Origin of the sequence: Microbacterium sp. NPDC079356, assembly GCF_049545465.1 — a bacterium.
GTDB lineage: Bacteria > Actinomycetota > Actinomycetes > Actinomycetales > Microbacteriaceae > Microbacterium > Microbacterium gawkjiense.
On record NZ_JBMWDN010000001.1, the window covers coordinates 724,427 to 750,085 of the forward strand.

18 protein-coding genes are annotated in these 25,659 nt (G+C 70.9%); 7 read left to right on the forward strand and 11 right to left on the reverse strand.

The features are described from left to right. Positions 1 to 2 precede the first annotated feature (2 nt). The 5 genes from dnaJ to lepA form a co-directional block, all read right to left on the reverse strand. A complete protein-coding gene (gene dnaJ / locus ACPEH0_RS03690; protein WP_366212982.1) occupies positions 3 to 1,118 on the reverse strand; it encodes a molecular chaperone DnaJ in 1,116 nt (371 codons plus the stop codon). 31 nt (positions 1,119 to 1,149) lie between these two features. Beyond that, entirely contained in the window at positions 1,150 to 2,184 is a 1,035-nt protein-coding gene (hrcA, locus tag ACPEH0_RS03695) for a heat-inducible transcriptional repressor HrcA (RefSeq protein ID WP_253034724.1), read from the reverse strand. A 70-nt stretch (positions 2,185 to 2,254) separates the two neighbouring features. Beyond that, positions 2,255 to 3,472, reverse strand: coding sequence for a radical SAM family heme chaperone HemW (hemW, locus tag ACPEH0_RS03700; protein ID WP_363380197.1), 1,218 nt, complete (start codon positions 3,470 to 3,472; stop codon positions 2,255 to 2,257). Continuing rightward, entirely contained in the window at positions 3,472 to 4,122 is a 651-nt protein-coding gene (locus ACPEH0_RS03705; protein ID WP_363380194.1) for a DUF1990 family protein, read from the reverse strand. The genes hemW and ACPEH0_RS03705 overlap by 1 nt, the downstream gene beginning before the upstream one ends. A gap of 9 nt (positions 4,123 to 4,131) precedes the next feature. Further along, the gene (gene lepA, locus ACPEH0_RS03710; RefSeq protein ID WP_064002191.1) at positions 4,132 to 5,982 is read right to left on the reverse strand and encodes a translation elongation factor 4; all 1,851 of its coding nucleotides are present in this window, start codon (positions 5,980 to 5,982) and stop codon (positions 4,132 to 4,134) included. 213 nt (positions 5,983 to 6,195) lie between these two features. Between lepA and ACPEH0_RS03715 the strand changes: the two genes are divergently transcribed. The 3 genes from ACPEH0_RS03715 to rpsT all read left to right on the forward strand — a co-directional run bounded on the left by ACPEH0_RS03715 (position 6,196) and on the right by rpsT (position 12,133). Next, the gene (locus ACPEH0_RS03715; protein ID WP_366212981.1) at positions 6,196 to 10,926 is read left to right on the forward strand and encodes an ExeM/NucH family extracellular endonuclease; all 4,731 of its coding nucleotides are present in this window, start codon (positions 6,196 to 6,198) and stop codon (positions 10,924 to 10,926) included. An 83-nt stretch (positions 10,927 to 11,009) separates the two neighbouring features. Beyond that, positions 11,010 to 11,744, forward strand: coding sequence for an alpha/beta fold hydrolase (locus tag ACPEH0_RS03720; RefSeq protein WP_217531472.1), 735 nt, complete (start codon positions 11,010 to 11,012; stop codon positions 11,742 to 11,744). A gap of 128 nt (positions 11,745 to 11,872) precedes the next feature. Next, positions 11,873 to 12,133, forward strand: a complete 261-nt coding sequence (rpsT, locus tag ACPEH0_RS03725) for a 30S ribosomal protein S20 (protein ID WP_064002194.1) — start codon at positions 11,873 to 11,875, stop codon at positions 12,131 to 12,133. 63 nt (positions 12,134 to 12,196) lie between these two features. On the opposite strand, the gene holA is transcribed toward rpsT, so the two are convergent. From holA to ACPEH0_RS03750, 5 genes are all read right to left on the reverse strand, one after another. Then, entirely contained in the window at positions 12,197 to 13,231 is a 1,035-nt protein-coding gene (gene holA, locus ACPEH0_RS03730) for a DNA polymerase III subunit delta (RefSeq protein ID WP_217531473.1), read from the reverse strand. Between the two features lie 41 nt (positions 13,232 to 13,272). Next, entirely contained in the window at positions 13,273 to 15,570 is a 2,298-nt protein-coding gene (locus ACPEH0_RS03735; protein WP_366212980.1) for a ComEC/Rec2 family competence protein, read from the reverse strand. Next, a complete protein-coding gene (locus tag ACPEH0_RS03740) occupies positions 15,567 to 16,157 on the reverse strand; it encodes a ComEA family DNA-binding protein (protein WP_217531539.1) in 591 nt (196 codons plus the stop codon). The genes ACPEH0_RS03735 and ACPEH0_RS03740 overlap by 4 nt, the downstream gene beginning before the upstream one ends. Positions 16,158 to 16,328: 171 nt before the next feature. Beyond that, the gene (gene leuS / locus ACPEH0_RS03745) at positions 16,329 to 18,908 is read right to left on the reverse strand and encodes a leucine--tRNA ligase (RefSeq protein ID WP_366212979.1); all 2,580 of its coding nucleotides are present in this window, start codon (positions 18,906 to 18,908) and stop codon (positions 16,329 to 16,331) included. Between the two features lie 68 nt (positions 18,909 to 18,976). Further along, a complete protein-coding gene (locus tag ACPEH0_RS03750; RefSeq protein ID WP_217531476.1) occupies positions 18,977 to 20,260 on the reverse strand; it encodes an anthranilate synthase component I family protein in 1,284 nt (427 codons plus the stop codon). Positions 20,261 to 20,293: 33 nt separating this feature from the next. Between ACPEH0_RS03750 and ACPEH0_RS03755 the strand changes: the two genes are divergently transcribed. From ACPEH0_RS03755 to ACPEH0_RS03770, 4 genes are read left to right on the forward strand one after another with little or no spacing between them, the layout of a single operon-like run. Beyond that, entirely contained in the window at positions 20,294 to 20,971 is a 678-nt protein-coding gene (locus ACPEH0_RS03755; protein ID WP_366212978.1) for a DedA family protein, read from the forward strand. 4 nt (positions 20,972 to 20,975) lie between these two features. Continuing rightward, positions 20,976 to 22,022 (forward strand): App1 family protein, encoded by a 1,047-nt coding sequence (locus tag ACPEH0_RS03760; RefSeq protein ID WP_359918883.1) that lies wholly within the window; start codon positions 20,976 to 20,978, stop codon positions 22,020 to 22,022. A gap of 10 nt (positions 22,023 to 22,032) precedes the next feature. Next, complete coding sequence (locus ACPEH0_RS03765) at positions 22,033 to 22,740, forward strand: SOS response-associated peptidase (RefSeq protein WP_366212977.1); 708 nt, start codon at positions 22,033 to 22,035, stop codon at positions 22,738 to 22,740. A gap of 58 nt (positions 22,741 to 22,798) precedes the next feature. Continuing rightward, positions 22,799 to 23,605 carry a 3-methyladenine DNA glycosylase gene (locus ACPEH0_RS03770; protein WP_254632219.1) on the forward strand — a complete coding sequence of 269 codons (807 nt, stop codon included), beginning with the start codon at positions 22,799 to 22,801 and terminating at the stop codon, positions 23,603 to 23,605. An 8-nt stretch (positions 23,606 to 23,613) separates the two neighbouring features. Here the strand turns inward: ACPEH0_RS03770 and nagE are convergent, their stop codons facing one another. Then, positions 23,614 to 25,533: an N-acetylglucosamine-specific PTS transporter subunit IIBC gene (gene nagE, locus ACPEH0_RS03775; RefSeq protein ID WP_366212976.1), complete on the reverse strand. Its 1,920-nt coding sequence runs from the start codon at positions 25,531 to 25,533 to the stop codon at positions 23,614 to 23,616. Positions 25,534 to 25,659 lie beyond the last annotated feature (126 nt).

Below are 25,659 nucleotides of genomic sequence, written 5' to 3' on the forward strand. Positions count from 1 at the left end.
GGTCAGCGCTTGAACTTGCCGCGGAGCTTGGAGAACAGGCCCGGGTGGAACTCGGCGAGGTGCGGCGGCGCGGGGCGCGTGCGCTTGGCGAGCTCCTGGACGAGGGCCCGCGACTTGGGGTCGAGGTGCGACGGGGTGACCACCTGCACGGCGACGCGGAGGTCGCCGCGCTGCTCGCCGCGGAGCGGGGTGATGCCGCGCCCGCGGATGGTCAGCTCGTCGCCCGCCTGGACACCCTGGCGGATCTCGAGGTCGACGGGGCCGTCGAGCGAATCGATCGTCACACTCGTGCCGAGGATCGCGTCGATCACCGACACCTCGAGGGTCGCGAGCAGATCGTCGCCGTCACGGCTGAAGACGTCGTGCGGCGCGACCGTCACCTCGAGGTACAGGTCGCCGTTGGGGCCGCCCGCGGGGCCGACCTCGCCCGATCCGGGCAGCTGCAGGCGCAGTCCCGTCTCGACGCCGGCGGGGATGTCGATCGACACGGTGCGGCGCGCGCGGACGCGGCCCTGGCCCTGGCACGTGGAACACGGGTAGGGGATGGTCGTGCCGTAGCCCTGGCAGGTCGTGCAGGGCTGCGACGTGACGACGTTGCCGAGCAGGCTCCGCACGGTCCGCTGGATCTGCCCCGAGCCGTGGCAGATGTCGCAGGTCACCGGCTGGGTGCCGGGCTGGCAGCACGAGCCCTGGCAGGTCTCGCACAGCACCGCCGTGTCGACCTCGATGTCGCGGTGCACGCCGAAGACGACGTCGCCGAGGGTCAGGTCGACGCGCACGAGGGCGTCCTGGCCCCGCTCGCGACGCGAGCGCGGCCGTCCGGCACGCGTGCCCCCGCCGCCTCCGCCGAAGAACGTCTCGAAGATGTCGCTGAAGCCGCCGAACCCGGCCCCGGCGCCGCCGAACGCCCCGGAGTCGCCACCGAGGTCGTACCGCTGGCGCTGGTCGGGGTCGCTCAGCACGTCGTACGCGTGCGTCACGAGCTTGAACTGCTCGGACGCATCCTCTCCCGGGTTCACATCGGGGTGGAGCTGTCGCGCCAGTCGGCGGTACGCCTTCTTGATCTCCTCGGGGCTCGCGTCGCGCGCGACACCCAGGACCTCGTAGTGGTCAGCCACAATCACCTCTCCGGCCCGGAGGCCGATTCGTTCAGCGCGACTTCTCGTCTTCTTCGAGCAGACGCGTCAGATAGTGCGCGACGGCACGGACCGCCGCGAGATTGGTGGGGTAGTCCATGCGGGTCGGACCCAGCACGCCCACGCGCGCCTGCGAGCCGCCGGCGTCGTAGTCCCCCGCGACGACGGATGCCTCGGCGAGCCCGAACGGCTCGTTCTCGCGGCCGATGCTGGTCGCCAGTCCCCGGTCGTCCGCGACCATCTCCCCCATGAGGCGCAGGAGCGTCACCTGCTCCTCGATCGCCTCGAGCAGCGGGTAGATGCTGCCGCGGAAGTCCGCTTCGCGACGGGCGAGGGTCGCGGACCCGGCCATGACCATGCGGTCGGAGCGGAACTCGTCGAGCTCCTCGCCGATCGCGCGCAGGACGATCCGCCGGTTCTCCTCGCGGGGGGCCGGAGCCTCCTCCTCGAGGATGCGGGCGATCGCCGCGGCACCGTCGCGGACGCTCTTGCCGGTCAGCAGCGCGGCCATCGCGAGCTTGAGCTGTTCGGCCTCCTCGGCGGACGGCTCGGTCGCGAGGAACGCGACCCGCTGCGAGACCCGGCCGGTGTCGGTCACGACGATGATGACGATGCGGGTGCCGCCGAGGTGGACGACCTCGACGTGCGAGACGTTCGCCCGGGCGAACGACGGGTACTGCACGATCGCGACCTGTCCGGTGAGGCGGGTGAGCGTGCGGACCGTGCGGACGAGCAGGTCGTCGAGGTCGCCGGTGTCCTCCAGGAACGCGCCGATCGCGGAGCGCTGCGCGGAGGTCAGCGGACGGACCTCGGCGAGATGGTCGACGAAGACCCGGTACCCCTTGTCGGTGGGCACACGGCCCGACGACGTGTGCGGCGCGATGATGAGTTCCTCGTCCTCGAGGAGGGCCATGTCGTTGCGGATCGTGGCGGCGGACACACCGAACTGGTGGCGGTCGACGATCGCCTTGCTGCCGACGGGTTCCCGCGTGTCCACGTAGTCCTGGACGATCGCGCGCAACACCTGAAGACCGCGTTCCGAGACCATCATCCCTCCTCCGCTGGCACTCTCGATCTTGGAGTGCCAATTCTACCGCGCGCGGAGCGTTCTGCTCGGATCACTCGGTGAGCGCCCGCACGACGGCGTCGGCGAGAAGCCGCCCGCGGCGGGTCAGCACGATCGTGCCGTGGACCGCCGCCGCGCCGTCGACGAGCCCGTCGGCGATGAGGGATGCCACGTTCCGCCGCCCGGCGGCCGTCGCCTCGTCCACGGCCACCCCGTCGACGATGCGCGAGCGCAGCAGGATGTCCTCGAGGCGGCGGGCCTCGGCATCCGGTCGCTCCCGTCCGGCCGCCGGCGACTGTCCCGCCGCGAGGCGCTGCGCGTACGCCGCGGGGTGCTTCACGTTCCACCACCGGAGTCCGCCGATGTGACTGTGGGCGCCCGGGCCGTACCCCCACCAGTCCTGGCCGCGCCAGTACGACAGGTTGTGGCGCGACCGCTGCGCGCGGTTCGTCGCCCAGTTCGAGACCTCGTACCACCCGTATCCCGCCGCGGCGAGCAGTTCGTCGGCCAGCTCGTACATGTCGGCCTGCAGATCGTCATCGGGAGCGGGCACCTCGCCGCGGCGGATCTGCCGCTCGAGTTTCGTGCCGTCCTCGACGATGAGCGCGTAGGCCGAGACGTGATCGGGTGCGAGGGCCGTCGCCGTCTCGAGCGAGGTCCGCCAGTCCTCCAGCGACTCCCCCGGAGCGCCGTAGATGAGGTCGAGGCTGACCGCCAGCCCCGCGTTCCGTGCCGCGGCGACCGCGGTGGCGATGTTCGCGGGGTCGTGGGTGCGGTCGAGGGCGGCGAGGACGTGCGGGACAGCCGACTGCATGCCGATCGACAGGCGTGTCACACCGGCGGCCGCGAGGGTCTCGGCCACGGCGTCCGTCATCGTGTCGGGGTTCGCCTCGACCGTCACCTCGGCACCGTCCGCCAGACCGAAGGCCTCCCGGACGCCGTCGAGCATGCGCGCCAGGTCGCCGGGCGGCAGGAGCGTCGGGGTGCCGCCGCCGAAGAACACCGTCTGCGCGGGGCGGAGCGGTCCGCGTTCGGCCAGCACGCGCCGGGAGATCGCGATCTCGCGCAGGACCTCGTCGGCGTACGCGTCCTGTCGGGCGCCGCGCAGTTCGGTCGCCGTGTAGGTGTTGAAGTCGCAGTAGCCGCAGCGGACGCGGCAGAACGGGACGTGCAGGTAGACGCCGAAGTCGACGTCGTCCGACACGCGCACGTCGGCGGGCAGTGCGCCGTCGAGAGGAGCGGGATCGCCGAGGGGAAGGGCCGAGCCCATCAGGAGCCGGTGGCGTACATCGGCGACATCGCCTGCAGGTACCCCTGGAACAGGGCGCGACGCCGACGCTTCACCAGCGGACGCCAGAGGCGGTAGAGCACGCCGGTCGGCTTGTCGAAGGCGCGGACCGTGAACCAGACCTCGTCGTCGTCGCGCCATTCGAGCAGGAAGGACTCCTCGCCGCTGACGACGGATCCACCGACGGTGCCGAGCGAGAACCCGACCCGACGCGGCTCGTCGACGACCGAGATGACCCGGAGTTCGGCATCCGCCCGCATCCCGCCGACGCGCCCTCGAAGGTGCACGGTCGTCCCGGCGCTCGCGAACGGCACGCCGTCGGCGTCGAAACGCTGGTCGTCGTCGAGACGGCTGGGCTGGATGGCGTTGCCGTCGGCGTCGAAGCCGACACCGGAGTACATCGGACCGGATGCCGGGCGCACATCGGTCACCTGGAGACCCGCCCCCCGCTGCGCTCCCCACCCGAGGAGCGATTCGGTCGAGGTGACGAAACGGCTCTCACCGCTGCCGAGACGCCACGACGCCTCCGCCGGGGTCGTGCCCTTCGGCGGATAGCCCATGAGATCGGGGGCCTGCGTGGCCCCGACGGCGGCGTAGTCGACGGTCCCTGCCTGGAAACTCCCGCGGCGCATCGTGCCAGCCTACTTCTTGTCCTTGCCCTCGACGTCTCCCGAGAGCGCGGCGATGAACGCCTCCTGGGGGACCTCGACGCGGCCGACCATCTTCATGCGCTTCTTGCCCTCCTTCTGCTTCTCCAGCAGCTTGCGCTTACGGGTGATGTCACCGCCGTAGCACTTCGCGAGGACGTCCTTGCGGATCGCGCGGATGTTCTCGCGGGCGATGATGCGGGCGCCGATCGCGGCCTGGATGGGGACCTCGAACTGCTGACGCGGGATGAGCTTGCGCAGCCGCTCGGTCATCATCGTCCCGTAGGCGTAGGCCTTCTCACGGTGGACGATCGAGCTGAACGCGTCGACCTTCTCGCCCTGCAGCAGGATGTCGACCTTGACGAGGTCGGCGGTCTGAGAACCGGCCGGCTCGTAGTCGAGGCTCGCGTAGCCCTGCGTCTTGGACTTCAGGTGGTCGAAGAAGTCGAAGACGATCTCGCCGAGGGGCATGTTGTAGCGCAGCTCGACGCGGTCCTCGCTGAGGTAGTCCATGCCGAGCAGGGTGCCGCGGCGGGACTGGCAGAGCTCCATGACGGTGCCGACGTAGTCCTTCGGCAGGAGGATGCCGACCTTCACGACCGGCTCGGAGACCTCGGCGACGCGGCCGTCGGGGTACTCGGACGGGTTCGTCACCGTCACGGTCTCGCCGGTGTCGGTCATCACCTCGTACGTCACGGACGGCGCGGTCGTGATGAGGTCGAGTCCGAACTCGCGCGCGAGGCGCTCGGTGATGATCTCGAGGTGCAGCAGACCGAGGAAGCCGCAGCGGAATCCGAACCCGAGGGCGACCGAGGTCTCCGGCTCGTACTGCAGCGAGGCATCCGACAGCTTCAGCTTGTCGAGCGCCTCACGGAGCTCGGCGTAGTCGCTGCCGTCGATCGGGTAGATGCCCGAGAAGACCATGGGCTTCGGGTCGGTGTACCCCGCGAGCGCCTCGGATGCGGGCTTGCGGTGGTTGGTGATCGTGTCGCCGACCTTGGACTGGCGGACGTCCTTCACACCGGTGATGAGGTAGCCCACCTCGCCGACGCCGAGACCCTTGGTGGGCACGGGCTCGGGGCTCGACACCCCGATCTCGAGGAGGTCGTGGGCCGCCTTCGACGACATCATCTGGATCCGCTCGCGCGGCTCGAGCTTGCCGTCGACCATCCGCACGTACGTCACGACGCCACGGTAGGCGTCGTAGACCGAGTCGAAGATCATGGCCCGGGCGGGGGCGTCGGCATCCCCGACGGGTGCGGGGATGCGCTCGACGATGCGGTCGAGGAGGGCCTCGACCCCCATGCCGGTCTTGCCGCTCACCTTGAGCACGTCGGCCGGGTCGCCGCCGATGAGGTTCGCGAGCTCGGCGGCGTACTTCTCCGGGTCCGCCGCGGGCAGGTCGATCTTGTTGAGGACCGGGATGATCTCGAGGTCGTTCTCGAGGGCGAGGTAGAGGTTGGCGAGGGTCTGCGCCTCGATGCCCTGCGCCGCGTCGACGAGGAGGATCGCTCCCTCGCAGGCGGCGAGGGAGCGGCTGACCTCGTAGGTGAAGTCCACGTGGCCGGGCGTGTCGATCATGTTGAGGGCGAACGTGCCGTCGGCGGTGGCCCACGGCATCCGGACCGCCTGGCTCTTGATGGTGATGCCGCGCTCGCGCTCGATGTCCATGCGGTCGAGGTACTGGGCACGCATGTCGCGGTCGGCGACCACGCCGGTGATCTGCAGCATGCGGTCGGCCAGGGTGGACTTGCCGTGGTCGATGTGGGCGATGATGCAGAAGTTGCGGAGCTGCGCGGGCGGCGTGGCCGCGGGCTGCAGGGGCTGAAGGGCGCGGGGTGACATGACCAGCCGAGTCTACCGGCGCGGGGCCGGGCGCCAGCCCCGACGATCGGGAACCATAACCCGCCACGGCGGCGACACGCCAGTGGCCCGCCGCATGAGAAAGAGTTAACCGATCTGACACTTGCGGGGCCGCGAGACCGACCGAATGCTCAATGTGGCGGTCGGTTCCTGCGCGATAAGCCCCGCGCCCGTGCCGCTTCGGGAGATCCCACCGTGTCGAACCCACCCGTTCCTGCGCACGCCTCACCGTCCGCCTTTCGCCGCACCGGCGCCCTGCTGACCGTCACCGCCGTGACGGCCGCGGGTCTCGCCCTCGTGCCGAGCGCGGCGAACGCCGCCGTGTCGGCCGACGCGCCCGTCGTCATCTCGGAGGTGTACGGCGGCGGCGGCAACAGCGGCGCCGCCGTCAACCGCGACTTCATCGAGCTCGCCAACACGGGCGACGAGACGGTCGACCTCAGCGGGTTCAGCGTGCAGTACGCCTCTGCGACCGGTGCCACCTGGCAGGTGACGAAGCTCGGCGACGTCGACCTCCCCGCCGGCGAGAACCTGCTCATCGGTCAGGCCTTCGGGAGCAACACGTCGCTCCCCGCGTTCGAGGCCGACGTCGACGGCTCGATCGCGATGAGCGGCAGCGGCGCCAAGGTCGCCCTCGTGTCCACCGAGGCGGCACTGACCGGCAGCACCGGGATCGCCGATCTGGACCAGGTCGTCGACCTGGTCGGCTGGGGCAGCACCGCCTCGGCCTTCGCCGGCTCCGCGCCGGCGCCCGGGACCTCGAACGCGACGAGCGTCTCCCGCGACGAGGACGCCTCGAACACCGCGGACAACGCGGCGGACTTCGCCGCCGGCGCCCCCACGCCCACCGGGCTCGGCGCGGACGTCGACCCCGAGCCGGAGCCCGACCCCGAGCCGCAGGCGGCGACGATCGCCGAGATCCAGGGCACGACGGATGCGTCCCCGCTGACCGGCCGCACCGTCACCACCACCGGCGTGGTCACCGCGCACTATCCCACCGGCGGCTACAACGGCTACGTCATCCAGACGCCCGGCACGGGCGGCACACTCGATCTCGACGCGCACACCGCGTCGGACGCCGTCTTCGTCTACGCCCCGGGCGCCGTCCGCGAGGTCGCGCTCGGCGACACCGTGTCGGTCACCGGCGTCGTGTCGGAGTTCGACGGGCTGACCGAGATCACCGTGGAGCCGGGCGACGCCGACGTCATCGACGACGCCGCGGCTCCCACGCCCGCGACGGTCGGCTGGCCGACGACGGCGGCGCAGCGCGAGTCGCTCGAGTCGATGCTCGTCGCCCCGGAAGGCGCGTTCACCGTCAGCGACACCTACAGCACGAACCGCTTCGGCGAGGTGGGTCTGGCTGCCGGCGACACCCCTCTGCGTCAGCCCACCGACGCCGCCCGCCCGGGCAGTGACGCCGCGGCCGCGGTGGCCGCCGACAACGCCGCGCGCGGTGTGCGCCTCGACGACGGCGCCGGGATCGACTACACGTCGGGCGCCAACCGCGCGCTGACCCCCGCCTACGTCTCGCTCACCGAGCCGGTGACGGTCGGCGGGGGCGTCACCTTCTCGGCGCCGCTCATCGTGGACTACCGCAACGGCACGTGGAAGCTGAACCCGACCGAGCCGCTCGTCGGCGACGGCACGGGAGCCGACGAGGTCGTCTTCGAGAACGTCCGCACCGACGCGCCGGAGGACGTCGGCGGGGACCTGTCGATCGCGTCGTTCAACGTCCTCAACTACTTCACGACCCTCGGCACGGACTCGGCGAGCTGCGAGGCCTACCCCGACCGGTTCGGCGACGGCGTCACCGTCCGTGACGGATGCGCCCAGCGCGGCGCGTGGGACGCCGCCGACCTGGAGCGTCAGCAGACCAAGCTCGTCGAGGCCATCACCTCGGTGGATGCCGCCGTGATCGGTCTCATGGAGATCGAGAACTCGGCCGCTCTCGGCGAGGAGAAGGATGAGGCGACCGCCACGCTCGTCGACGCGCTGAACGCGGAGGCGGGTGCCGACACCTGGGCCTTCGTTCCTTCGTCGGCGGATCTCCCCCCGGCATCCGAGCAGGACGTGATCACCAACGCGATCATCTACCAGCCCGCCCTCGTCTCCCCCGTGGGCGCCGCGCGCGCCCTCGGTGACCAGAGCGCCGACGGCGAGGCGTTCGGCAACGCGCGGGAGCCCCTCGCGCAGGTGTTCGAGCCCGCCGCGGGAGGCGACCCGTTCCTGTTCGTCGTCAACCACTTCAAGTCCAAGGGCTCCGCGGGTCCGTGGCCCGGCGACGCCGACACGGGCGACGGTCAGGGATCCTCGAACGAGTCGCGGGTCCGTCAGGCGACCGCACTGCGCGACTGGGTCGCGGAGATCCAGGGCGACGTGGATGCGGTGGCCCTCGCCGGCGACTTCAACTCGTACAGCCAGGAGGACCCGCTGCAGGTGCTCTACGAGGCCGGGTACGCGGATGCCGAGCAGGCGTTCGACCTCGACTCGTCGTCGTACAGCTTCTCGGGGCTCTCGGGCTCGCTCGACCACGTCCTGCTGAACGAGGCGGCGCTCGCCCGCGCCACCGGCGCGGACATCTGGAACATCAACTCCGGAGAGTCGATCGCCCTCGAGTACAGCCGCTTCCGCACCCACGGCACCGAGTTCTACTCGGCCGACCCGTTCCGTTCGAGCGACCACGATCCGGTCATCGTCGGAATGGACGCGGATGCCGCCCCCGTGCAGCTGACCCTTCTCGGGATCAACGACTTCCACGGACGCATCGACGGCAACACCGTCGCGTTCGCGGGGACCGTCGAAGAGCTGCGGAAGGCCGCATCCGGGCCCACCCTGTTCCTGTCGGCCGGCGACAACATCGGCGCCTCGCTGTTCGCGTCGTCCGTGGCGCAGGACGAGCCCACGATCGACGTCCTGAACGCCCTGGGTCTGCAGGCGAGCGCGGTCGGCAACCACGAGTTCGATCGCGGCTTCGCCGACCTGTCGGGTCGGGTGTCGGACGCGTTCGACGCGCCGCAACTGGGTGCGAACGTCTACGAGAAGGGCACGACGACCCCGGCGCTCGACGAGTACGCGCTGCTGGAGGCCGACGGACTGACGGTCGGCGTCATCGGCGCCGTCACGGAGGAGACCCCGACGCTCGTCACGCCGACCGGCATCGAGTCGGTGGACTTCGGCGACTCGGTCGAGGCGGTCAACCGCGTCGCCGCGCAGCTGACCGACGGCGACGCCTCCAACGGCGAGGCGGACGTCATCGTCGCGCTCTACCACGAGGGCGCCGGAGCCGGCACGCCGGACGGCGCGACCCTCGAGGAGGAGGTCGCCGCGGGCGGCGCCTTCGGAGCGATCATCGAGGACACCTCCCCCGAGGTCGACGCCATCTTCACCGGTCACACGCACAAGGAGTACGCGTGGTCGGCACCGATTCCCGGCACGGACCGGACGCGTCCCGTCGTGCAGACCGGCTCGTACGGCGCCAAGATCGGTGAGATCACCTTGACGGTGGATGCCGCCACAGGTGAGGTCTCGGCGCACACCGAGCGCAACGTCGCCCGGACGACAACCCCCGCCGCCGACCTCGTCGCCGCCTACCCGCGGGTCGCGGAGGTCGACCGCATCACGAAGGCCGCGCTGGCGAACGCCGCCGCGGTCGGCAACACCGAAGTCGGTCAGGTCTCGGGCGACATCACGACCGCCTACAGCGGCGGATCGTACGTCGACGGTGTCTACACCGGCGGATCGCGCGACAACCGGGCGGCGGAGTCGACGCTCGGCAACACCGTCGCCAACATGCTCCGCGACAGCCTCGCGGACCTGCCGAACGGCGCCGTCATCGGCGTCACCAACCCGGGTGGTCTGCGCGCCGATCTGTTCGACACGCAGGCCGAGTTCGGCGCCGGTGCGGTCGCGGGTCTCGCGGACGGATCGATCTCGTTCAGCCAGGCGAACGCGGTGCTCCCGTTCAACAACACGCTCGCGCTGGTCACCCTCACGGGTGAGGAGTTCACGACGATGCTCGAGCAGCAGTGGCAGCGGGATGCCGCGGGCAACGTCCCCCAGCGCCCCTACCTGCAGCTGGGACTCTCGGACAACGTCTCGTACACCTACGACCCGGCGTTGCCGGAGGGTGAGCGCATCACGTCCGTGACGGTCGACGGGGCTCCGATCGATCCCGAAGGGACCTACCGCATCGGCACGTTCTCGTTCCTCGCGGCCGGCGGCGACAACTTCCGCGCCTTCACGGAGGGCGAGGACTACGTCGACACGGGTCTGCTCGACTACGAAGCGTGGGTCGACTACCTCGCCGAGGGCTCGCCCGTCGCCCCCTCGTTCGCGAAGCACGGCGTGCAGGTCTCGGGCGTGCCCGAGACGGTCGCGGCGGGCGAGACCGTGTCGTTCCAGGTGGCCGGGCTCGACCTGACCAGCAAGGGCGCTCCCGCCAACGTCGAGGTCTCGGTGAGCCTGGGCGAGCAGGTGCTCGGCACGGCGCCGGTGTCGGAGGGCGCGGCATCCGTCAGCGTCACCCTGCCCGCCGGAACGCCCGCCGGCGCCGCGCAGCTGACCGTGACCGCCGCCCCCAGCGGCACGGTCGTGCAGGTGCCCGTCACCGTCGAGGAGGCGGCGGAGCCCGCCGCGGCGACGAAGACGCGTCTGGTGGCCGTCACGCCGGTCCACATCAACCGGTTCCTGCCCACGACGCTCGTCGCGATCGTCACGCAGGAGGGCGGCCGCGCCGAGGGCGTCGTCGAGTTCCGCGAGGGCGACACCGTGATCGCGACGGCGGAGGTCCGCCGCGGCACCGCGTCGACGACGCTCGGCCGGCTGTCCCGCGGGACGCACACCTACACGGCGACCTTCGTCCCCGACGACCCGACCGTCGCCGAGGGATCGGAGAGCACGCCGGTGAAGGTCCGCGTCCTCTTCTGACCGGACGGACCGGAACGGGGGCGGATCCATGGATCCGCCCCCGTTCTCGCGTCGAAGGGTCTCCGGATTCGTAGGCTGAGGGGATGACGCCTCAGGTGGTGTTCGTGCACGGCATCCGGACTTCCGCGACGATGTGGCGCGCGCAGGTGGAGCATCTCGCCGCGGCGGGTGTCGGCGCGATCGCCGTCGACCTGCCGGGGCACGGTCGCCGGATGAGCGAGACGTTCACGCTGGACGGCGCGTTCGAGACGATCGACACCGCGGTGAGGGATGCCGCGGCCCGCGGCCCCGTGCTGTTGGTCGCGCACTCGATGGGTGGGCTCGTGGCGATCGAGTACATGGGCCGTGAGGAGCCCCCGCCCGTGGATGCGTTCATCGCCGCCGGCTGCACGTCGATCCCCCGCGGCGCCGGACTCGCGATCTATCGGGCACTGGCGCGGGGGTTCGATCGCCTGCCCCGACGCGGTCAGCCGCTCGCCGACCTCGTGCTCGACCGGACGCTCCCACCTGAGACGCGGGCGGACTTCGGCGCCGGCGGCTACGCGTACGACACGCAGGACATCGCTCTGCGCAGCCTGTCGGTCCTCGATCTCGTGGTCGCGTTGCAGCGGATCTCGGTCCCGATGTGGTTCGTGAACGGGCAGTGGGACCAGCTGCGGCTCAACGAGCGCCTGTTCACGAAGCTCAAGCCCGAGGCGGAGCTCATCGTCGTGCCCCGGACATCCCATCTCGTCACCGCGATGCGGCCCCGTGTGTTCAACGCGATCGTGGACCTGGCGCTGGCGACGATGGCGCGGGACCGGCCGACTTCGGGATGAGGCGCGCACCTGATAGAATCGGTTTTTGGCTTGCGTGTGGGTTCCTCCCTCACACGACCGCTGCGTGACAGCCCTCTTCTGTCGCCGGCACTTCCAACCGATAACTCCGAACGAAAGATACGTCGAACGTGGCGAACATCAAGTCGCAGATCAAGCGCAACAAGACCAACGAGAAGGCCCGCGAGCGCAACAAGGCCGTGAAGAGCGAGCTGCGGACCGTCGTCCGTCAGACCCGTGAGGCCATCTCGGCCGGCGACAAGGCCGCTGCCGAGAAGGCGCTGCTCAAGGCCACCAAGAAGCTCGACAAGGCCGTCAGCAAGGGCGTCATCCACGAGAACCAGGCGGCCAACCGCAAGTCCTCGATCGCCAAGCAGGTCGCCGCTCTCTGAGCCGCAACTCTTCCGAAGGCCCGTCCCCCTGGGGGCGGGCCTTCGTCGTTCCCGGGCGTGGTCTCAGGCGCCGTAGGGCGCGCGCGTCGCGACGACGGTGACGAGCCGCTCGACCGCGAAGACGGCGTCGCGCGAGGCGCCCTTCACCTCGGCATCCGCTCGCGCGGCCGCCTGGATGGCGATGCCGAGCGACGATTCCGTCCAGCCGGCGAGGTCGCGGCGGGCCCGGTCGACCTGCCAGTCCTTCATGCCGATGCGCGCGGCGAGGGCGCCGGACGGTTCGCGGGAGCCGGCCACGCGCGCCATGGTGCGCAGCTTCGACGCGATGGCGGCGACCATCGGGACCGGATCGGCGCCCGAGGCGAGAGCGTGCCGGAGGGTGATGAGGGCGTCGCCGTAGCGACCCGCGATGGCCGTGTCTGCAACGGCGAACGCGGTGGTCTCGACGCGACCACCGTAGTAGCGGGTGACGACCTGCTCGGTGATGTCGCCCTCGACGTCCGAGATGAGCTGCTGGCAGGCGGCCGCGAGCTCGGTGAGATCGTCCGAGAACGCAGAGACGAGGGCACGGAGGGCGGGCGGGGCGATGCGTCGTTTCGCGGCCTGGAACTCGCCCGCGGCGAAGTCGAAGCGGTCGGAGTCGCGTTTGACGGCGGGGCAGGCGATCTCGACACCGCCGCCGACGCCCGCGCGGATCGTGTCGAGCAGCTTCTTGCCGCGGACGCTCGCGCCGGTATGGCGGAGGACGATCGTCGCGCCGTCCTGCGGCGCCTCGAGGTAGCGGATCGCCTCGGCGAGGAAGGCGTCGGAGCACTTCTCGACGCCCGACACCCGGACGAGCCGCGGCTCGCCGAACAGCGACGGCGACGAAACGGCCAGCAGCGTGCCGGGCGCGTAGTCGTCGGCGCGGACGTCGGTGACCTCGAGACTCGGATCCTCGGCGCGCAGGTAATCGCGGATGCCGGCGGTCGCCCGCTCGGCGCAGACCTCTTCGGGACCGGAGACGAGCACGACCGGTGCCGGCTGCGGCGCCCGCCAGGAGATCTGCGGGATCGCCGACTTCGTCGTCTTCGCGGCGGGACGACGGGGGCTCGGCATGGTGTCCAGCCTACCGAGGGCGGCGGACGGTGACGGGAGCGTCAGCCCTCGCGCGAGCGCCAGAGGCGCAGGCCGGCGTCGCCGCGCCAGACGACGAGGTCGCCGGAGGTGTCGGTGCGCGCGACGGTCGCCTGTTCCTCGTGCAGGAGATCGAGGATCTCGTCCCGGGGATGGCCGTATGTGTTCTCGCCCACGGTGACGAGGGCGACGCGAGCGTCGAGATCGCGGTACAGGCCGGCGTCCTGGTCGGCGCTGCCGTGGTGGGCGACCTTGACGACGGAATAGCGGCGATCGACGGCGCCCGTCGCCGCGAGGGAGCGCTGCGGCTGAGCCGACAGGTCGCCGAGGAAGATCGCGTCGGGGACGCGGCATCCGGTCACGTCGATGATGACGCTCGCGTCGTTCCCGGCGGGATAGACCGGATCCCGCGGCTTCGGCCACAGCGCGCGCCAGTGGCACTCCCCCAGCGCGCCGCTCTGGCCCGCGGACACCTGCTGCGTCCGGGCGCCGCGCGCGGTGAACCGCGCGAGCAGGTCCGCGGCCTCCGCATCGGGGACCGGGCCGTGCAGGACGAGATCGGCGCGCCCGAGCAGAGCGTCGGCGCCGCCACGGTGGTCCATGTCGAAGTGGGTCAACACGAGGATGTCGACGCGGTCGATCGCGAACCGGTCGAGGCATCCCGCCAACGCCGCAGGCTCGGGTCCGGTATCGATCAGCATGACGGCGTCGCCCTCACGGACCAGGACCGCGTCGCCCTGCCCGACCTCGCACGCCGCGATCGCCCACGCGTCCGGCACGCGGGTGCGGTCCAGCAGCGTCCGCACCGGGCCGGCGGCGGCGACCACGAGGACGACGCCGGCGAGACTCCACGCCGCCACGCGCCGCAGACGGGGATGCCGCGCCGCGATCACCGCCCCGATCGCCGCTCCTGTCGCGGCGAGTGCGAGGAGTCCCGGCATCCCCTCGAGCCAGGGCAGGGATGCCCCGGGCAGGCGTGCGGCGAGGTCCGCCGTCCCTGCGATCCAGGCCGCGGGCAGCCAGGCGATCGCCGCGAGCCCCTGTGCGAGGACCGGAACGGGCAACGCGAGGCAGGCGAGCAGGCCGAGCACCGTGGCCGCGGGCGCGGCGGGACCCGCCAGGAGGTTCGCGAGCACCCCGACGAGGGGAACCGTCGGCTCGATGAGCACGAGCAGCGGCCCGCAGGCCAGCTGCGCGGCGAGCGGCACCGACAGCGCGAGTGCGGCGGGCGACGGCATCCACCTCGACAGTCCGTCGGCAAGCGGTCCCGCGAACAGCAGCAAGGATCCGGTCGCGACGGCCGAGAGTGCGAACCCGAGGGATGCCGCGAGCCACGGATCGAGCACGAGGAGCAGGCACACCGACGCCGACAGCACCGAGACACCCGCGCCGATCCGCCCGAGCAGCAGGCCGAGCATCGCGATCGCGGCCATCGCGCCCGCTCGGACGACACTCGGCTCCGGCGAGACGAGGACGACGAACGCGACGAGCGTCACGAGCCCGGCTGCGACGCGGATGCCGCGCCGCGCCCCGCAGAGCGCTGCGATACCGAACGCGATCCCGACCACGAGCGCGCAATTCGCTCCGGAGACCGCCGTCAGGTGGGACAGCGACGATGCCTTCATCTGCTGGTCGAGCTCGTCGCTCACGGCCGAGGTGTCGCCGACGGCGAGTCCGGGGACGAGGCCCGCGCCGGGATCGGGCAGCCCGTCGACGGCCGACACGAGACCGGTGCGCAACGTCGCGGCCACGCCCAACGGGCCCGAGGGAGGCCGGTCGACGACGAGGGCGGATGCCTCGACGACGAGCACCGCACGGTCGCCGGGGTCCGCCCGGAACGCCGTGCCCGTGACCGTCGCGCGAGCGCCCAAGTCGAGACCCGGTGCACGCTCGGGCGCGCGGACGACGACGGGTGCCGACACCGCCCGGTCGTCATCGCCGACGGTCGCGGACCGCGTGATCGCATCGAAGCGGTACCCCGTGGCGGAGCGCTCCACCTTGCCGACGACGTCGACCTCGAACGTGACGCTGCGGCCCCCGTCGACCTCGAGACCGGCCAGTGCGTCCCGCGCCGGCTGCGCGAGCGCGACGTGGGATGCCGCAGCCGCCGCCACGGCGAGGGAGACCGCGACGAGCGCGAGCGCCGTGGGTCTCGCGCGGCGCAGCGCGACACCGAGGAACGCGACGGCGACGCCCCACAGGACGACCGCCCACACGACCGCGTGCTCCGGGAACGTGATCGCCGCCCCCGCACCCGCCCACGCCGTGCCGGCGACCGGGAGCAGACGCAGGTCGCGGCGTCGCGCCGTCCGGACACTCACACCGTGACCAGGTCGCGGAGCGAGGCGAGCATCTTCTCGCCGATGCCGGGGACCGCGAGAAGGTCGTCCACGCTCGTGAAGCGGCCGTTGTCCTCGCGCCAGTCGAGGATCCGCTGCGCGATCGCGGGACCCACGCGCGGCAGGGTGTCGAGGGCCGCGAGGTCCGCGGTGTTGAGGTTCACGCGACCGTCGCCCTCGGGCGCCGTCGCACCCGCGGCATCCGATTCCTCCTCCCCCTCGGCGGGAACCACGAGCTGTTCGCCGTCGCTGACGGGTCGCGCCAAGTTGACGCCTTCGCGGGATGCCGCATCGGTGAATCCCCCGGCGGCGGCGACCGCATCCACGACACGCGCGCCCTCGTCGAGCCGGTACAACCCGGGCTCGGCGACCTCGCCCGACACGTGCACGTAAACGGTCGCGGGGGCCACGGTCTCGGACACGGCATCCGGCACGGTCTCGACCGCAGCCTCCGCCCCGGTCCGGACGATGCCGATCGCGATCGTGACCGCCGCGACCACGACCACGAGGGCGACGGCGGCACCGATCCCCAGCCGGCGACGCGACACCGGCACCGTCTGCGCACCCATGCGTCGAGGATCGCCCGCGGCCACGTGCGCGATCATCCGCCGCCCGTCAGCCGTGGACGGCTATCACGGATCGCGTGTCGTGGAGGAATCGTCGCAGTCGGATGAGGTCCCGCGAACGATATCCGAATCTGCGCATCGCGACGCCACCGCTCCAGCCGCCCGCGGCCGGACTCACGCGACGGTGAAGCTGACGACCTTCGGCGCCCGGACGACGGCGCGCGTGATCTCCTTGTCGCCGATCGCACGACGGACCTTTTCGTCGGCGCGCGCGAGCTGCTCGAGCTCCTCGCCCGAGATCTTCGCGGGGACGGTGAGCGTGCCGCGCACCTTGCCGTTGACCTGGACGACCGCCGTGACGGACTCCTCGACGAGGAGCGTCGGGTCGGCCTGACGCCACGGCACCACACCGACGAACGGCTCGTAGCCGAGGATCTCCCACATCTCCTCCGCGGTGTGCGGGGCGAACAGGTCCAGGACCATCGCCACGGCCTCGGCGGCCTCGCGCACCGCCGGGTCGGCCGCACCGGCGCCCGAGTCGATCGTCTTGCGGGTCGCGTTGACGAGCTCCATGAGGCGCGCAACGACGACGTTGAACTTCGACTGCTCGACGAGGCCGACGACATCGGCCCACAGGCGATGCGTGACGCGGCGCAGAGCGGCATCGCCCTCGGCCCAGACGACATCCGTGGGGCTCGCGACGTCCGCGGCGATCCGCAGGGCGCGCGCGAGGAACTTCTGGGCACCCGTCGTCGAGACGTCCTCCCAGTTGATGTCGTCCTCCACGGGCCCGGCGAACGCGATCGCGACACGCACGGCATCCGCTCCCGGGTCGTCCATGCTCGACGCGAACTCGACGAGGTTGCCCTTCGACTTCGACATCTTCGATCCATCGAGCAGCACCATGCCCTGGTTGATGAGGCTCGTGAAGGGCTCGGTGAAGTCGACGAGGCCCATGTCGAAGAGGACCTTTGTGATGAACCGGGCGTACAGCAGATGCAGGATCGCGTGCTCGACGCCGCCGATGTACGAGTCGACCGGGGCCCACTTGGATGCCTCGGCCGTCGGGAACGGCTCCGTCGCCCCGTTCGGGGCCAGGAAGCGGAGGAAGTACCACGAGCTGTCGACGAACGTGTCCATCGTGTCCGGGTCGCGGAGCGCCGGCTCCCCCGTCTCGGGGTCGACCGTCGTCATCCACTCGGTCGCGCCGCCCAGCGGCGACGTGCCCTTCGGCTTCAGGTCGAGACCCTTCGCGTCGGGCAGCACGACCGGCAGCTGCTCGTCGGGGACGGGCACGATGCGGCCGTCCTCGGTGTGGATCATCGGAATGGGCGTGCCCCAGAAGCGCTGGCGCGAGATCAGCCAGTCGCGCAGGCGGTAGGTCTTCGCGGCCCGACCGGTGCCCGCCGCGGTGAGCTCCTCGATCGCGCGCGCGATCGCGTTGCGCTTGGAGAGACCGTTGAGCGAACCCGAGTTGATCAGGCGCCCGTCGCCCGTCAGCGCGGTGCCGGTACGAGCGGGGTCGATCGACTCGAGGTCATCACCGATCGGCACACCGTCCTCGTCGACCTCGATGACCGGGATGGCGCCCGTGACCGGCGCCGTCGTGTCGACGACGACCTTCACCGGAAGGTCGAACGCGCGGGCGAAGTCCAGGTCGCGCTGGTCGTGAGCGGGCACGGCCATGACGGCGCCGTGACCGTAGTCGGCGAGGACGTAGTCCGCCGCCCAGATCGGCAGACGCTCGCCGTTGATCGGGTTGATCGCGAAGCGGTCGAGGAAGACACCCGTCTTGGGACGGTCGGCGGTCTGCCGCTCGATCTCGCTCGTCTTCTGCACCGTGTCGAGGTAGTCGCGGAAGCGCTGCTGCACCTCGGGCGAGGCGCCCTCGGCGAGCTCGGCAGCCAGGTCGGAGTCGGGGGCGACGACCATGAAGGTCGCACCGTGCAGCGTGTCGGGACGGGTGGAGAAGACGGTGATCTTCTCGTCGCGCCCCTCGATCTCGAAGTCGATGTCCGCACCGACCGATCGGCCGATCCAGTTGCGCTGCATCTGCAGAACCTTGTGCGGCCAGAACCCCTCGAGCTGATTCAGGTCATCGAGCAGACGGTCGGCGTACTCGGTGATCTTGAAGTACCACTGCGTCAGCTTCTTCTTGACGACCTCGTACCCGCACCGCTCGCAGTGACCGTCGACGACCTGCTCGTTGGCGAGCACCGTCTGGTCGTTGGGGCACCAGTTGACGGCACTCTGCTTGCGGTACGCGAGACCGCGCTCGAAGAGGCGCTGGAACAGCCACTGGTTCCAGCGGTAGTACTCGGGGTCGCTCGTGTGAAGCACGCGGCTCCAGTCGTAGGACGACCCGAACGCGCGGAAGCTCGTCTTGTGCTGGGCGATGTTGTTGTACGTCCACTCTCGGGGATCCGAGCCCGCACCGCCCTTGATGGCCGCGTTCTCGGCGGGCAGGCCGAAGGAGTCCCAGCCGATCGGGTTCAGGACGTTGTAGCCGCGGTGGCGCCAGAACCGCGCGACCGCGTCGACGTAGGCGTAGTTCTCGGCGTGCCCCATGTGCAGGTCGCCCGAGGGGTAGGGGAACATGCCGAGCACGTACTTGCGCGGTCGGGTGTCCTCGTCGCCGCCCGCCTTGAAGGGGTCGGCCTCCGCCCACCGGGTCTGCCACTTGGTCTGGATGGCGCGGGAGTCGAAGCTCGTCTGCTCGGGAGTCGATGCGTCGTGGGAGGTGCTGGAGGACACGGTGAACCAATCGTGCAAAGTCGGGAGGGCGCGCGAAAGCGCCGTTTCAGCCTAGCGGACCGGGACTTTCACCAGCCCGGAGGCAGGTCCGCCCCCAAGGCGCGGAGCGGTGCCCGGGCCTTGATCCCCACCTCCGCGACCTCATCCGCGCCGACGGACCCCCAGGTGATCCCCCCTCCGGCGCCGACGTACGCGCCGTCCGGATGGACCACGATCGAGCGGATGACCATGGCGAGGTCCACCCCGCCGTCGTCGCCGATCCACCCGAAGCATCCCGAGAACACCCCGCGCGGCGCGGCCTCGAGCCGGTGCAGGATCTGCATGGCCGACAGCTTCGGCGCGCCCGTCATGCTCCCCGCCGGGAACGCGGCATCCCACAGCTGGCCGACGGTCGTCCCGGGGCGCAGCCGACCCGCCACCGTGCTCACCAGTTGATGCACCGCCGGGTACGACTCCACCTCGAGCAGCCGTTCCGCCGCCACCGACCCGGGGACGCAGACCCGCTGCAGGTCGTTGCGCATCAGATCGACGATCATCACGTTCTCGGCCTGCTCCTTGACGCTGGCGCGCAGGTCCGCCGCGAGAGCCGTGTCGCGCTCCGCCTCCGCGGATCGCGGGCGCGTTCCCTTGATGGGGCGAGTGCGGACGATCCCGTCGTCCACGGCGAGGAACTGCTCCGGCGACGCGCTCGCGAGCGCCCACCCGCCGCTGCGGAGGAACCCGCCGTGGTGGGCGGGCGTCGCGGCGCGCAGCCGCAGGTAGGTGTGCACGGGATCGACGGATGCCGCCGTCTCGAACCGCGTCGTCAGGCACAGCTGATACGCGCGCCCCTCGCGGATCTCGTCCCGGCACTGCTCGATGAGTTCCGCGTACTCCCCCGGCTCGTGGCGCACGGTGACCTCGACCTGTGGAGCAGGACCGACCGACGGCAGCGGCGACTCGGCGACCGATTCGACTTCGGACACGAACGCGGCCAACTGATCGGCCGGGGCGAAGGCGAGGACACGACGCGAGGAGTGGTCGAACCCGAGCATCCGCTCGACGCGCAGCCAGAGTTCTTCCGGGCCCGCGTCGACCGCGGCCGGCGCACCCGCCCGGGCCGCCGCGGCGTCGTACCCGGCCCATCCGACCCAGCCGCCGCGGAACGGCCCCGCGGCGCGGTCACCGCTGCCCGCGACGATCACGTCGCGTGGAGAGGACGACGGGATGCCGCTGCCCACCCAGCTCCATCCGTCGGACGCGTCCGGACCGGCGTCGAGCCAGAAGGCGTCGCCCGCCGCGAACAGCCCCGTGAACGCGACCGCAGGATCGACCCACCCCGAGAGGACGCGGTGCGGCAGGTCACTCGACATCCCTTCAGGGTAGACGGCGGATAATCTGAGGTCGTGAACGAGATCCTCGACTGGTTGCTCGGCACCGTTCAGGCTGTCGACCCGGTCGTGCGGACGATCGTCGCCGGCGTCGCCATGATGCTCGAGACGAGCGTTCTGGTCGGTCTGATCGTCCCCGGCGACTCGATCGTGATCGTCGCCGGCACGGCGGTCGACACCTTCCCCGAGGGCGCGTGGCTCGTCGCGGCGGTCCTCATCGGAGCGTTGGCGGGCGAGAGCATCGGTTTCGCGCTGGGCCGCTGGCTGGGTCCCCGCATCCGCTTCTCCCGCGTCGGCCGGCTCATCGGTGAGCGCAACTGGGCGCGCGCTGAGCTGTACCTGCGGCGGCGGGGCGGGCCGGCGATCTTCCTGTCGCGGTTCCTGCCGGTCCTGCACTCCCTGGTACCGCTGACGGTCGGGATGAGCGGCTTCGCCTACCGGCGGTTCCTCGCCTGGACCGTGCCCGCGTGCGCCGTGTGGTCCGTCGCCTACGTATCGGTGGCGGCGGCGGCCGCCGAAGGCTACCGCGAGCTCTCCGACAACCTGCACTACGCGGGGTACCTGTTCGTCGGCGTGATCGCGGCGTTCCTCCTGCTGGTCTACGTCGCGAAGCGCTTCATCAGCGCGCGCGAGGCCCGTCACCTCGCCGAGGAGGAGCCCGCCGGGGTCGACGCCGACGACGTGAAAGACTGAAGCGATGGCTTCCCCCGCTTCGCCCCCGATGAAGGTGCTCTGGCTCGCGCGCTTGGAGTACAGGTTCCACGCGTGGCGCGAGAAACGCGCCCGCGCACGCGGGCGGACGGCGACCGTCGCCGCGTTCCCGGGGTACGGGAGCACCCAGTGGGTGCGGGTGCTCGGCAGGGTCCTCATCCCCCCGAAGGACAAGAGGCGCGAACGCGGCGATTACGCGGGCGTGCGCGGATGGCGCAGCTTCGCATCGGTCCCGGTTGCACACGCGACGGTCACCGTCACCGTGAACGGTGTGCCGCACGAGGTCACCGCCGACCGCGGCGGCGTGATCGACGCCGTCCTGCCCGCCACGCTGCCGCCCGGATGGCAGACGGTCACGATGCGGGTCGAGGAGGCCGAGCCCGTCGAGGCGCGCGTGTTCGTGGTCGGGGACGACATCCGATTCGGCATCATCTCGGACGTGGACGACACCGTCATGGTGACGGCCCTCCCCCGCCCCTTCGTGGCGGCGTGGAACTCCTTCGTCCTCAACGAGCACGCCCGGCAGCCGGTGCCCGGCATGGCCGTGCTGCTCGAACGGCTCGCCCGCGAGAACCCCGGGTCGCCGGTCCTGTACCTGTCGACGGGAGCCTGGAACGTCGCGCCGACGCTCGTCCGGTTCCAGCGGCGGCACTTGTTCCCGATGGGCGCGATGCTCCTCACCGACTGGGGGCCGACGCACGACCGCTGGTTCCGCAGCGGCAAGCTGCACAAGCAGGAGAGCCTTCGCCGGTTGGCCGACGAGTTCCCCGACATCGACTGGCTCCTCATCGGCGACGACGGGCAGCACGACGATGAGATCTATACGCAGTTCACGATCCAGCATCCCGAACAGGTCGCGGCGGTCGCGATCCGGCGGCTGACACCGGCGGAAGCGGTCCTCGCGGGTGGCCGCACGGCGGTCGACGATCACAGCGCCGCCGGGGTGCCGTGGGTGACCGGCGATGACGGGGCGGAACTGCTGGAACGGTTGACGGACGTCGACATCGTCCGCGATGTCCCCCCCTCCTCCTAGGCTGTCCGACATGTGTGGTCGCTTCGTCGTCGCGAATGTCGCTTCCGAGCTCGTCGGCGTGCTGCGCGTCGACGTCGAGAGCGACGACCTCCCGGCGCCGTCCTACAACATCGCTCCCACGGCGCAGGTCGCGATCGTCCTCGACTCGGCCAAGACCGATCCGCCCACGCGGCGCCTCGAGCCGGCGCGGTGGGGTCTCGTGCCGTCGTGGGCGAAGGACGTCAAGGTGGGTGCGCGGGCGTTCAACGCGCGTTCCGAGGAACTCGAGGACAAGCCGATGTTCCGGCAGGCCCTCATCAAGCGCCGCGCGATCGTGCCGGCGACGGGCTACTACGAGTGGCAGACCACCGACGAGGGCAAGACGCCCTACTTCATCCACCCCGCCGACGGCTCGCCCCTGCTGTTCGCCGGGCTTTACGAATGGTGGAAGGATCCCGCGAAGGCCGAGGACGATCCGAGCCGCTGGCTGCTCTCGTTCACCATCCTCACGCGCGCCGCCATCGATCCGCTCGGCTCCATCCACGATCGGATGCCGCTGTTCCTCGATGCCGACTTCGCCGACGCCTGGCTCGACACCGAGGTCGACAACGTGGGCGACCTGCTCGACGCGGCCGTCGACGCCGCGGACCAGGTGGTCGCCGGCCTGACCGACCATGTCGTCTCGAACGCCGTCGGGAACGTCCGCAACGACTCGCCCGACCTCATCGAGCCCGTCTGACCCGCTCGTGACGACCGCCACCGCGACCGTGCTCGACCGGTCCGATTGGACCGAGCGGATGCGGGCGCACGCCGCCCGCACGGATGCGCTCACCGCCGGGCGCCGTCAGCGGGCGGCGCGCGGCGAGACGCATCCCGTCGACGACTTCCTGTACACGTACTACTCGTACAAACCCTCCCTGCTGCGGCGGTGGCATCCCGGGCGGGACGTCGCGCTCGACGACGCGGCCGACGCACCCCACGCGGCCTGGCGGTGGTACCGCGCCGAGGGCGGCGTCGTCGGCGCGGACACCGAGGCGTTCCTCACCGAGAAACGCCCGCTCGTCCGAGCGATCCGCGGCATCCTCGCGGGCGCCCTGGGACGCACGGCATCGTATGGCTGCTTCGGCATGCACGAGTGGGCGATGGTGTACCGCGACCGGGACACGCGGCATCCGGTCCCCCTCCGACTCGGCGCGGAAGGGACGGATGCCGTCGTCGAGGCGCACGATGTGCGGTGCACGCACATCGACGCGTTCCGGTTCTTCACGCCCGACGCCGTGCCCCGCAACCGCTTCGCCCCGACGCGGGAGACGCAGCCGCAGATGGAACAGCCGGGATGTCTGCACGCAGGCATGGATCTCTACAAGTGGGCCGTGAAACTGGGGCCGCTCGTGCCCGGCGAGTTGATGCTCGATGCGTTCGAGCTCGCGCGCGACATCCGGGAACTCGACATGCGTGCGTCGCCCTACGATCTGACCGGGTGGGGGTACAGCGCGGTCCCCGTCGAGACACCCGAAGGGAAGGCGGACTACGTCGCCGCCCAGCGCGAGTTCACGGCGAGGGCGCAGCCGATCCGTGCGGCGCTCCTCGCACGGATCGGCTGACCCCGGTCTCACCCGAGCTCGACGCGCGCCGCCGGGTTGTTGAGGACGACGATCGGCGTGATCGGCGAGAGCCCCGCGGCCACGATCCTCGCCCGGTCGAAGCGCACCAGCGGCTCACCCGCCGTCACGCGCCGACCGGCGGTCACGAGTGTCTCGAATCCGTCGCCCTCCATCGCGACGGTGTCGATCCCGACGTGGATCAGCAGCTCCGTCCCGTCGTCGAGGCGCAGACCGATCGCGTGCCCGGTCGGGAACACGCTCTCGACGCGGCCATCAGCGGGCGCCGAGATCACGTCGCCCGTCGGGTCCATCGCGACTCCCGGCCCCATCGTCCCGCCGGCGAACATCTCATCGGGGACCTCCGACAGCGCCAGCACGCGCCCGGCCACCGGCGGGCGCAGCCGGACGAGATCCGGAGCCTGCGTCGCCTGTGCGACAGCGGTGCCGGTCGTGGGTGCGGGCGCCGCCGACACGGCGCGACCCGCCAAAACGTCCTCCATCGCGTCCTTCACGAACTGCACGTTCAATCCGTAGACGACCTGGACGGAGTGCCCACCCGGCTTGATCGTCCCCGCCGCACCGGCGCGCTTGAGGGCGGCGTCGTCGACCCGCGCGACGTCAGCGATCTCCATGCGCAGACGCGTCGCGCAATTGTCGAGCTCGACGATGTTCTCGCGACCGCCCAGGGCCTCGACGAACCGCTCCGCCGTCGCATGGAAGTCGCCGCGCGGCGCGGCATCCGTCCCCTCGTCCTCCAGCGCGTCGTCGTCCTCGCGACCGGGCGTCTTGAGATCGAACCGTCGGATGATCCAGCGGAAGACCACGAAGTAGATCGCGAACCAGATCGGTCCCATGATCAGGATGATCCAGGGGTTCTCGGCGAGCGGATTCGCCCACCCCAGGACGAGGTCGATGAATCCGCCCGAGAAGCCGAAGCCCATGCGCACCGGGAGGATCGCCGAGACGAACAGCGAGATGCCCATGAACACCGCGTGGATGAGGTACAGCCACGGCGCGAGGAACATGAACGAGAACTCGAGCGGCTCGGTGACGCCGACGAAGAACGACGAGATGGCTCCCGAGAGCAGGATGCCGGCGGCCACCTTGCGCCGGGTCGTCTTGGCGGTCACGTACATCGCGAGCGCCGCGCCGGGCAGGCCGAACATCATGATGGGGAAGAAGCCCGTCATGTACTGCCCGGTGACGCCATAGACACCGTCCCCGCCGGAGCCCTGCAGGAAGTTGTTGAGGTCGTTGATGCCCGCGACGTCGAACCAGAACACGGAGTTGAGCGCGTGGTGCAACCCGAGCGGGATGAGCAGCCGGTTGAAGAATCCGTAGATACCGGCGCCCACCGGCCCCAGCGTGACGATCCACTCGCCGAAACCGACGAGGCCTCCGTAGACGAACGGCCACACGAACATGAGCACGATCGCGAGGACCAGCGAGAGCCCGGCGGTGACGATCGCGACGGAGCGCTTGCCCGAGAAGAACGACAGCGCGTCCGGCAGCTTCGTGTCCTTGAAGCGGTTGTAGCACCACGCCCCGATCAGGCCGCAGATGATGCCGACGAACACGTTCTGGATCTTCGTGAACGCGGGGTCGACGTCCTCGACCGCGGCTCCGGTGAGGGCCGCCATCGTGGCCGGGCGCAGCATGGTCGTCACGGTGAGCCACGAAACGAGGCCGGCGAGGGCGGAGGTGCCGTCGGACTTCTTCGCCATCCCGATCGAGACACCGACGGCGAACAGCAGCCCCAGGTTGTCCAGGAGCGCGCCGCCGGCCGCGCTCAGGAACGCGGAGCCGATGTTGTCGGCGCCGCCGTTGGCGTTCTTGATCCAATAGCCGATGCCGGACAGGATCGCGGCGACGGGAAGGACGGCCACCGGCAGCATGAGCGACCGGCCGAGCCTCTGGAAGAACTTCATCGTTTCTCCGTTCTCAGCTCCGCGAGGGCGGAGCCAGGCACGAGGTTACTCACCGCGAGCGTCGAACGTCAGAGGGCACGCGGTCGGCATCGACGCCGACGTCAAGCCCTCGACCCTCGTCGCCTG

Bases quoted from the DNA above. Each gene is read 5' to 3' on its own strand.
- hrcA (WP_253034724.1), bottom strand. From the start codon at position 2,184: ATGGTCTCGGAACGCGGTCTTCAGGTGTTGCGCGCGATCGTCCAGGAC.
- hemW (WP_363380197.1), bottom strand. From the start codon at position 3,472: ATGGGCTCGGCCCTTCCCCTCGGCGATCCCGCTCCTCTCGACGGCGCA.
- ACPEH0_RS03705 (WP_363380194.1), bottom strand. From the start codon at position 4,122: ATGCGCCGCGGGAGTTTCCAGGCAGGGACCGTCGACTACGCCGCCGTC.
- lepA (WP_064002191.1), bottom strand. From the start codon at position 5,982: ATGTCACCCCGCGCCCTTCAGCCCCTGCAGCCCGCGGCCACGCCGCCC.
- ACPEH0_RS03720 (WP_217531472.1), top strand. From the start codon at position 11,010: ATGACGCCTCAGGTGGTGTTCGTGCACGGCATCCGGACTTCCGCGACG.
- holA (WP_217531473.1), bottom strand. From the start codon at position 13,231: ATGCCGAGCCCCCGTCGTCCCGCCGCGAAGACGACGAAGTCGGCGATC.
- ACPEH0_RS03740 (WP_217531539.1), bottom strand. From the start codon at position 16,157: ATGGGTGCGCAGACGGTGCCGGTGTCGCGTCGCCGGCTGGGGATCGGT.
- ACPEH0_RS03750 (WP_217531476.1), bottom strand. From the start codon at position 20,260: ATGTCGAGTGACCTGCCGCACCGCGTCCTCTCGGGGTGGGTCGATCCT.
- ACPEH0_RS03760 (WP_359918883.1), top strand. From the start codon at position 20,976: ATGGCTTCCCCCGCTTCGCCCCCGATGAAGGTGCTCTGGCTCGCGCGC.
- ACPEH0_RS03765 (WP_366212977.1), top strand. From the start codon at position 22,033: ATGTGTGGTCGCTTCGTCGTCGCGAATGTCGCTTCCGAGCTCGTCGGC.
- ACPEH0_RS03770 (WP_254632219.1), top strand. From the start codon at position 22,799: ATGCGGGCGCACGCCGCCCGCACGGATGCGCTCACCGCCGGGCGCCGT.
- nagE (WP_366212976.1), bottom strand. From the start codon at position 25,533: ATGAAGTTCTTCCAGAGGCTCGGCCGGTCGCTCATGCTGCCGGTGGCC.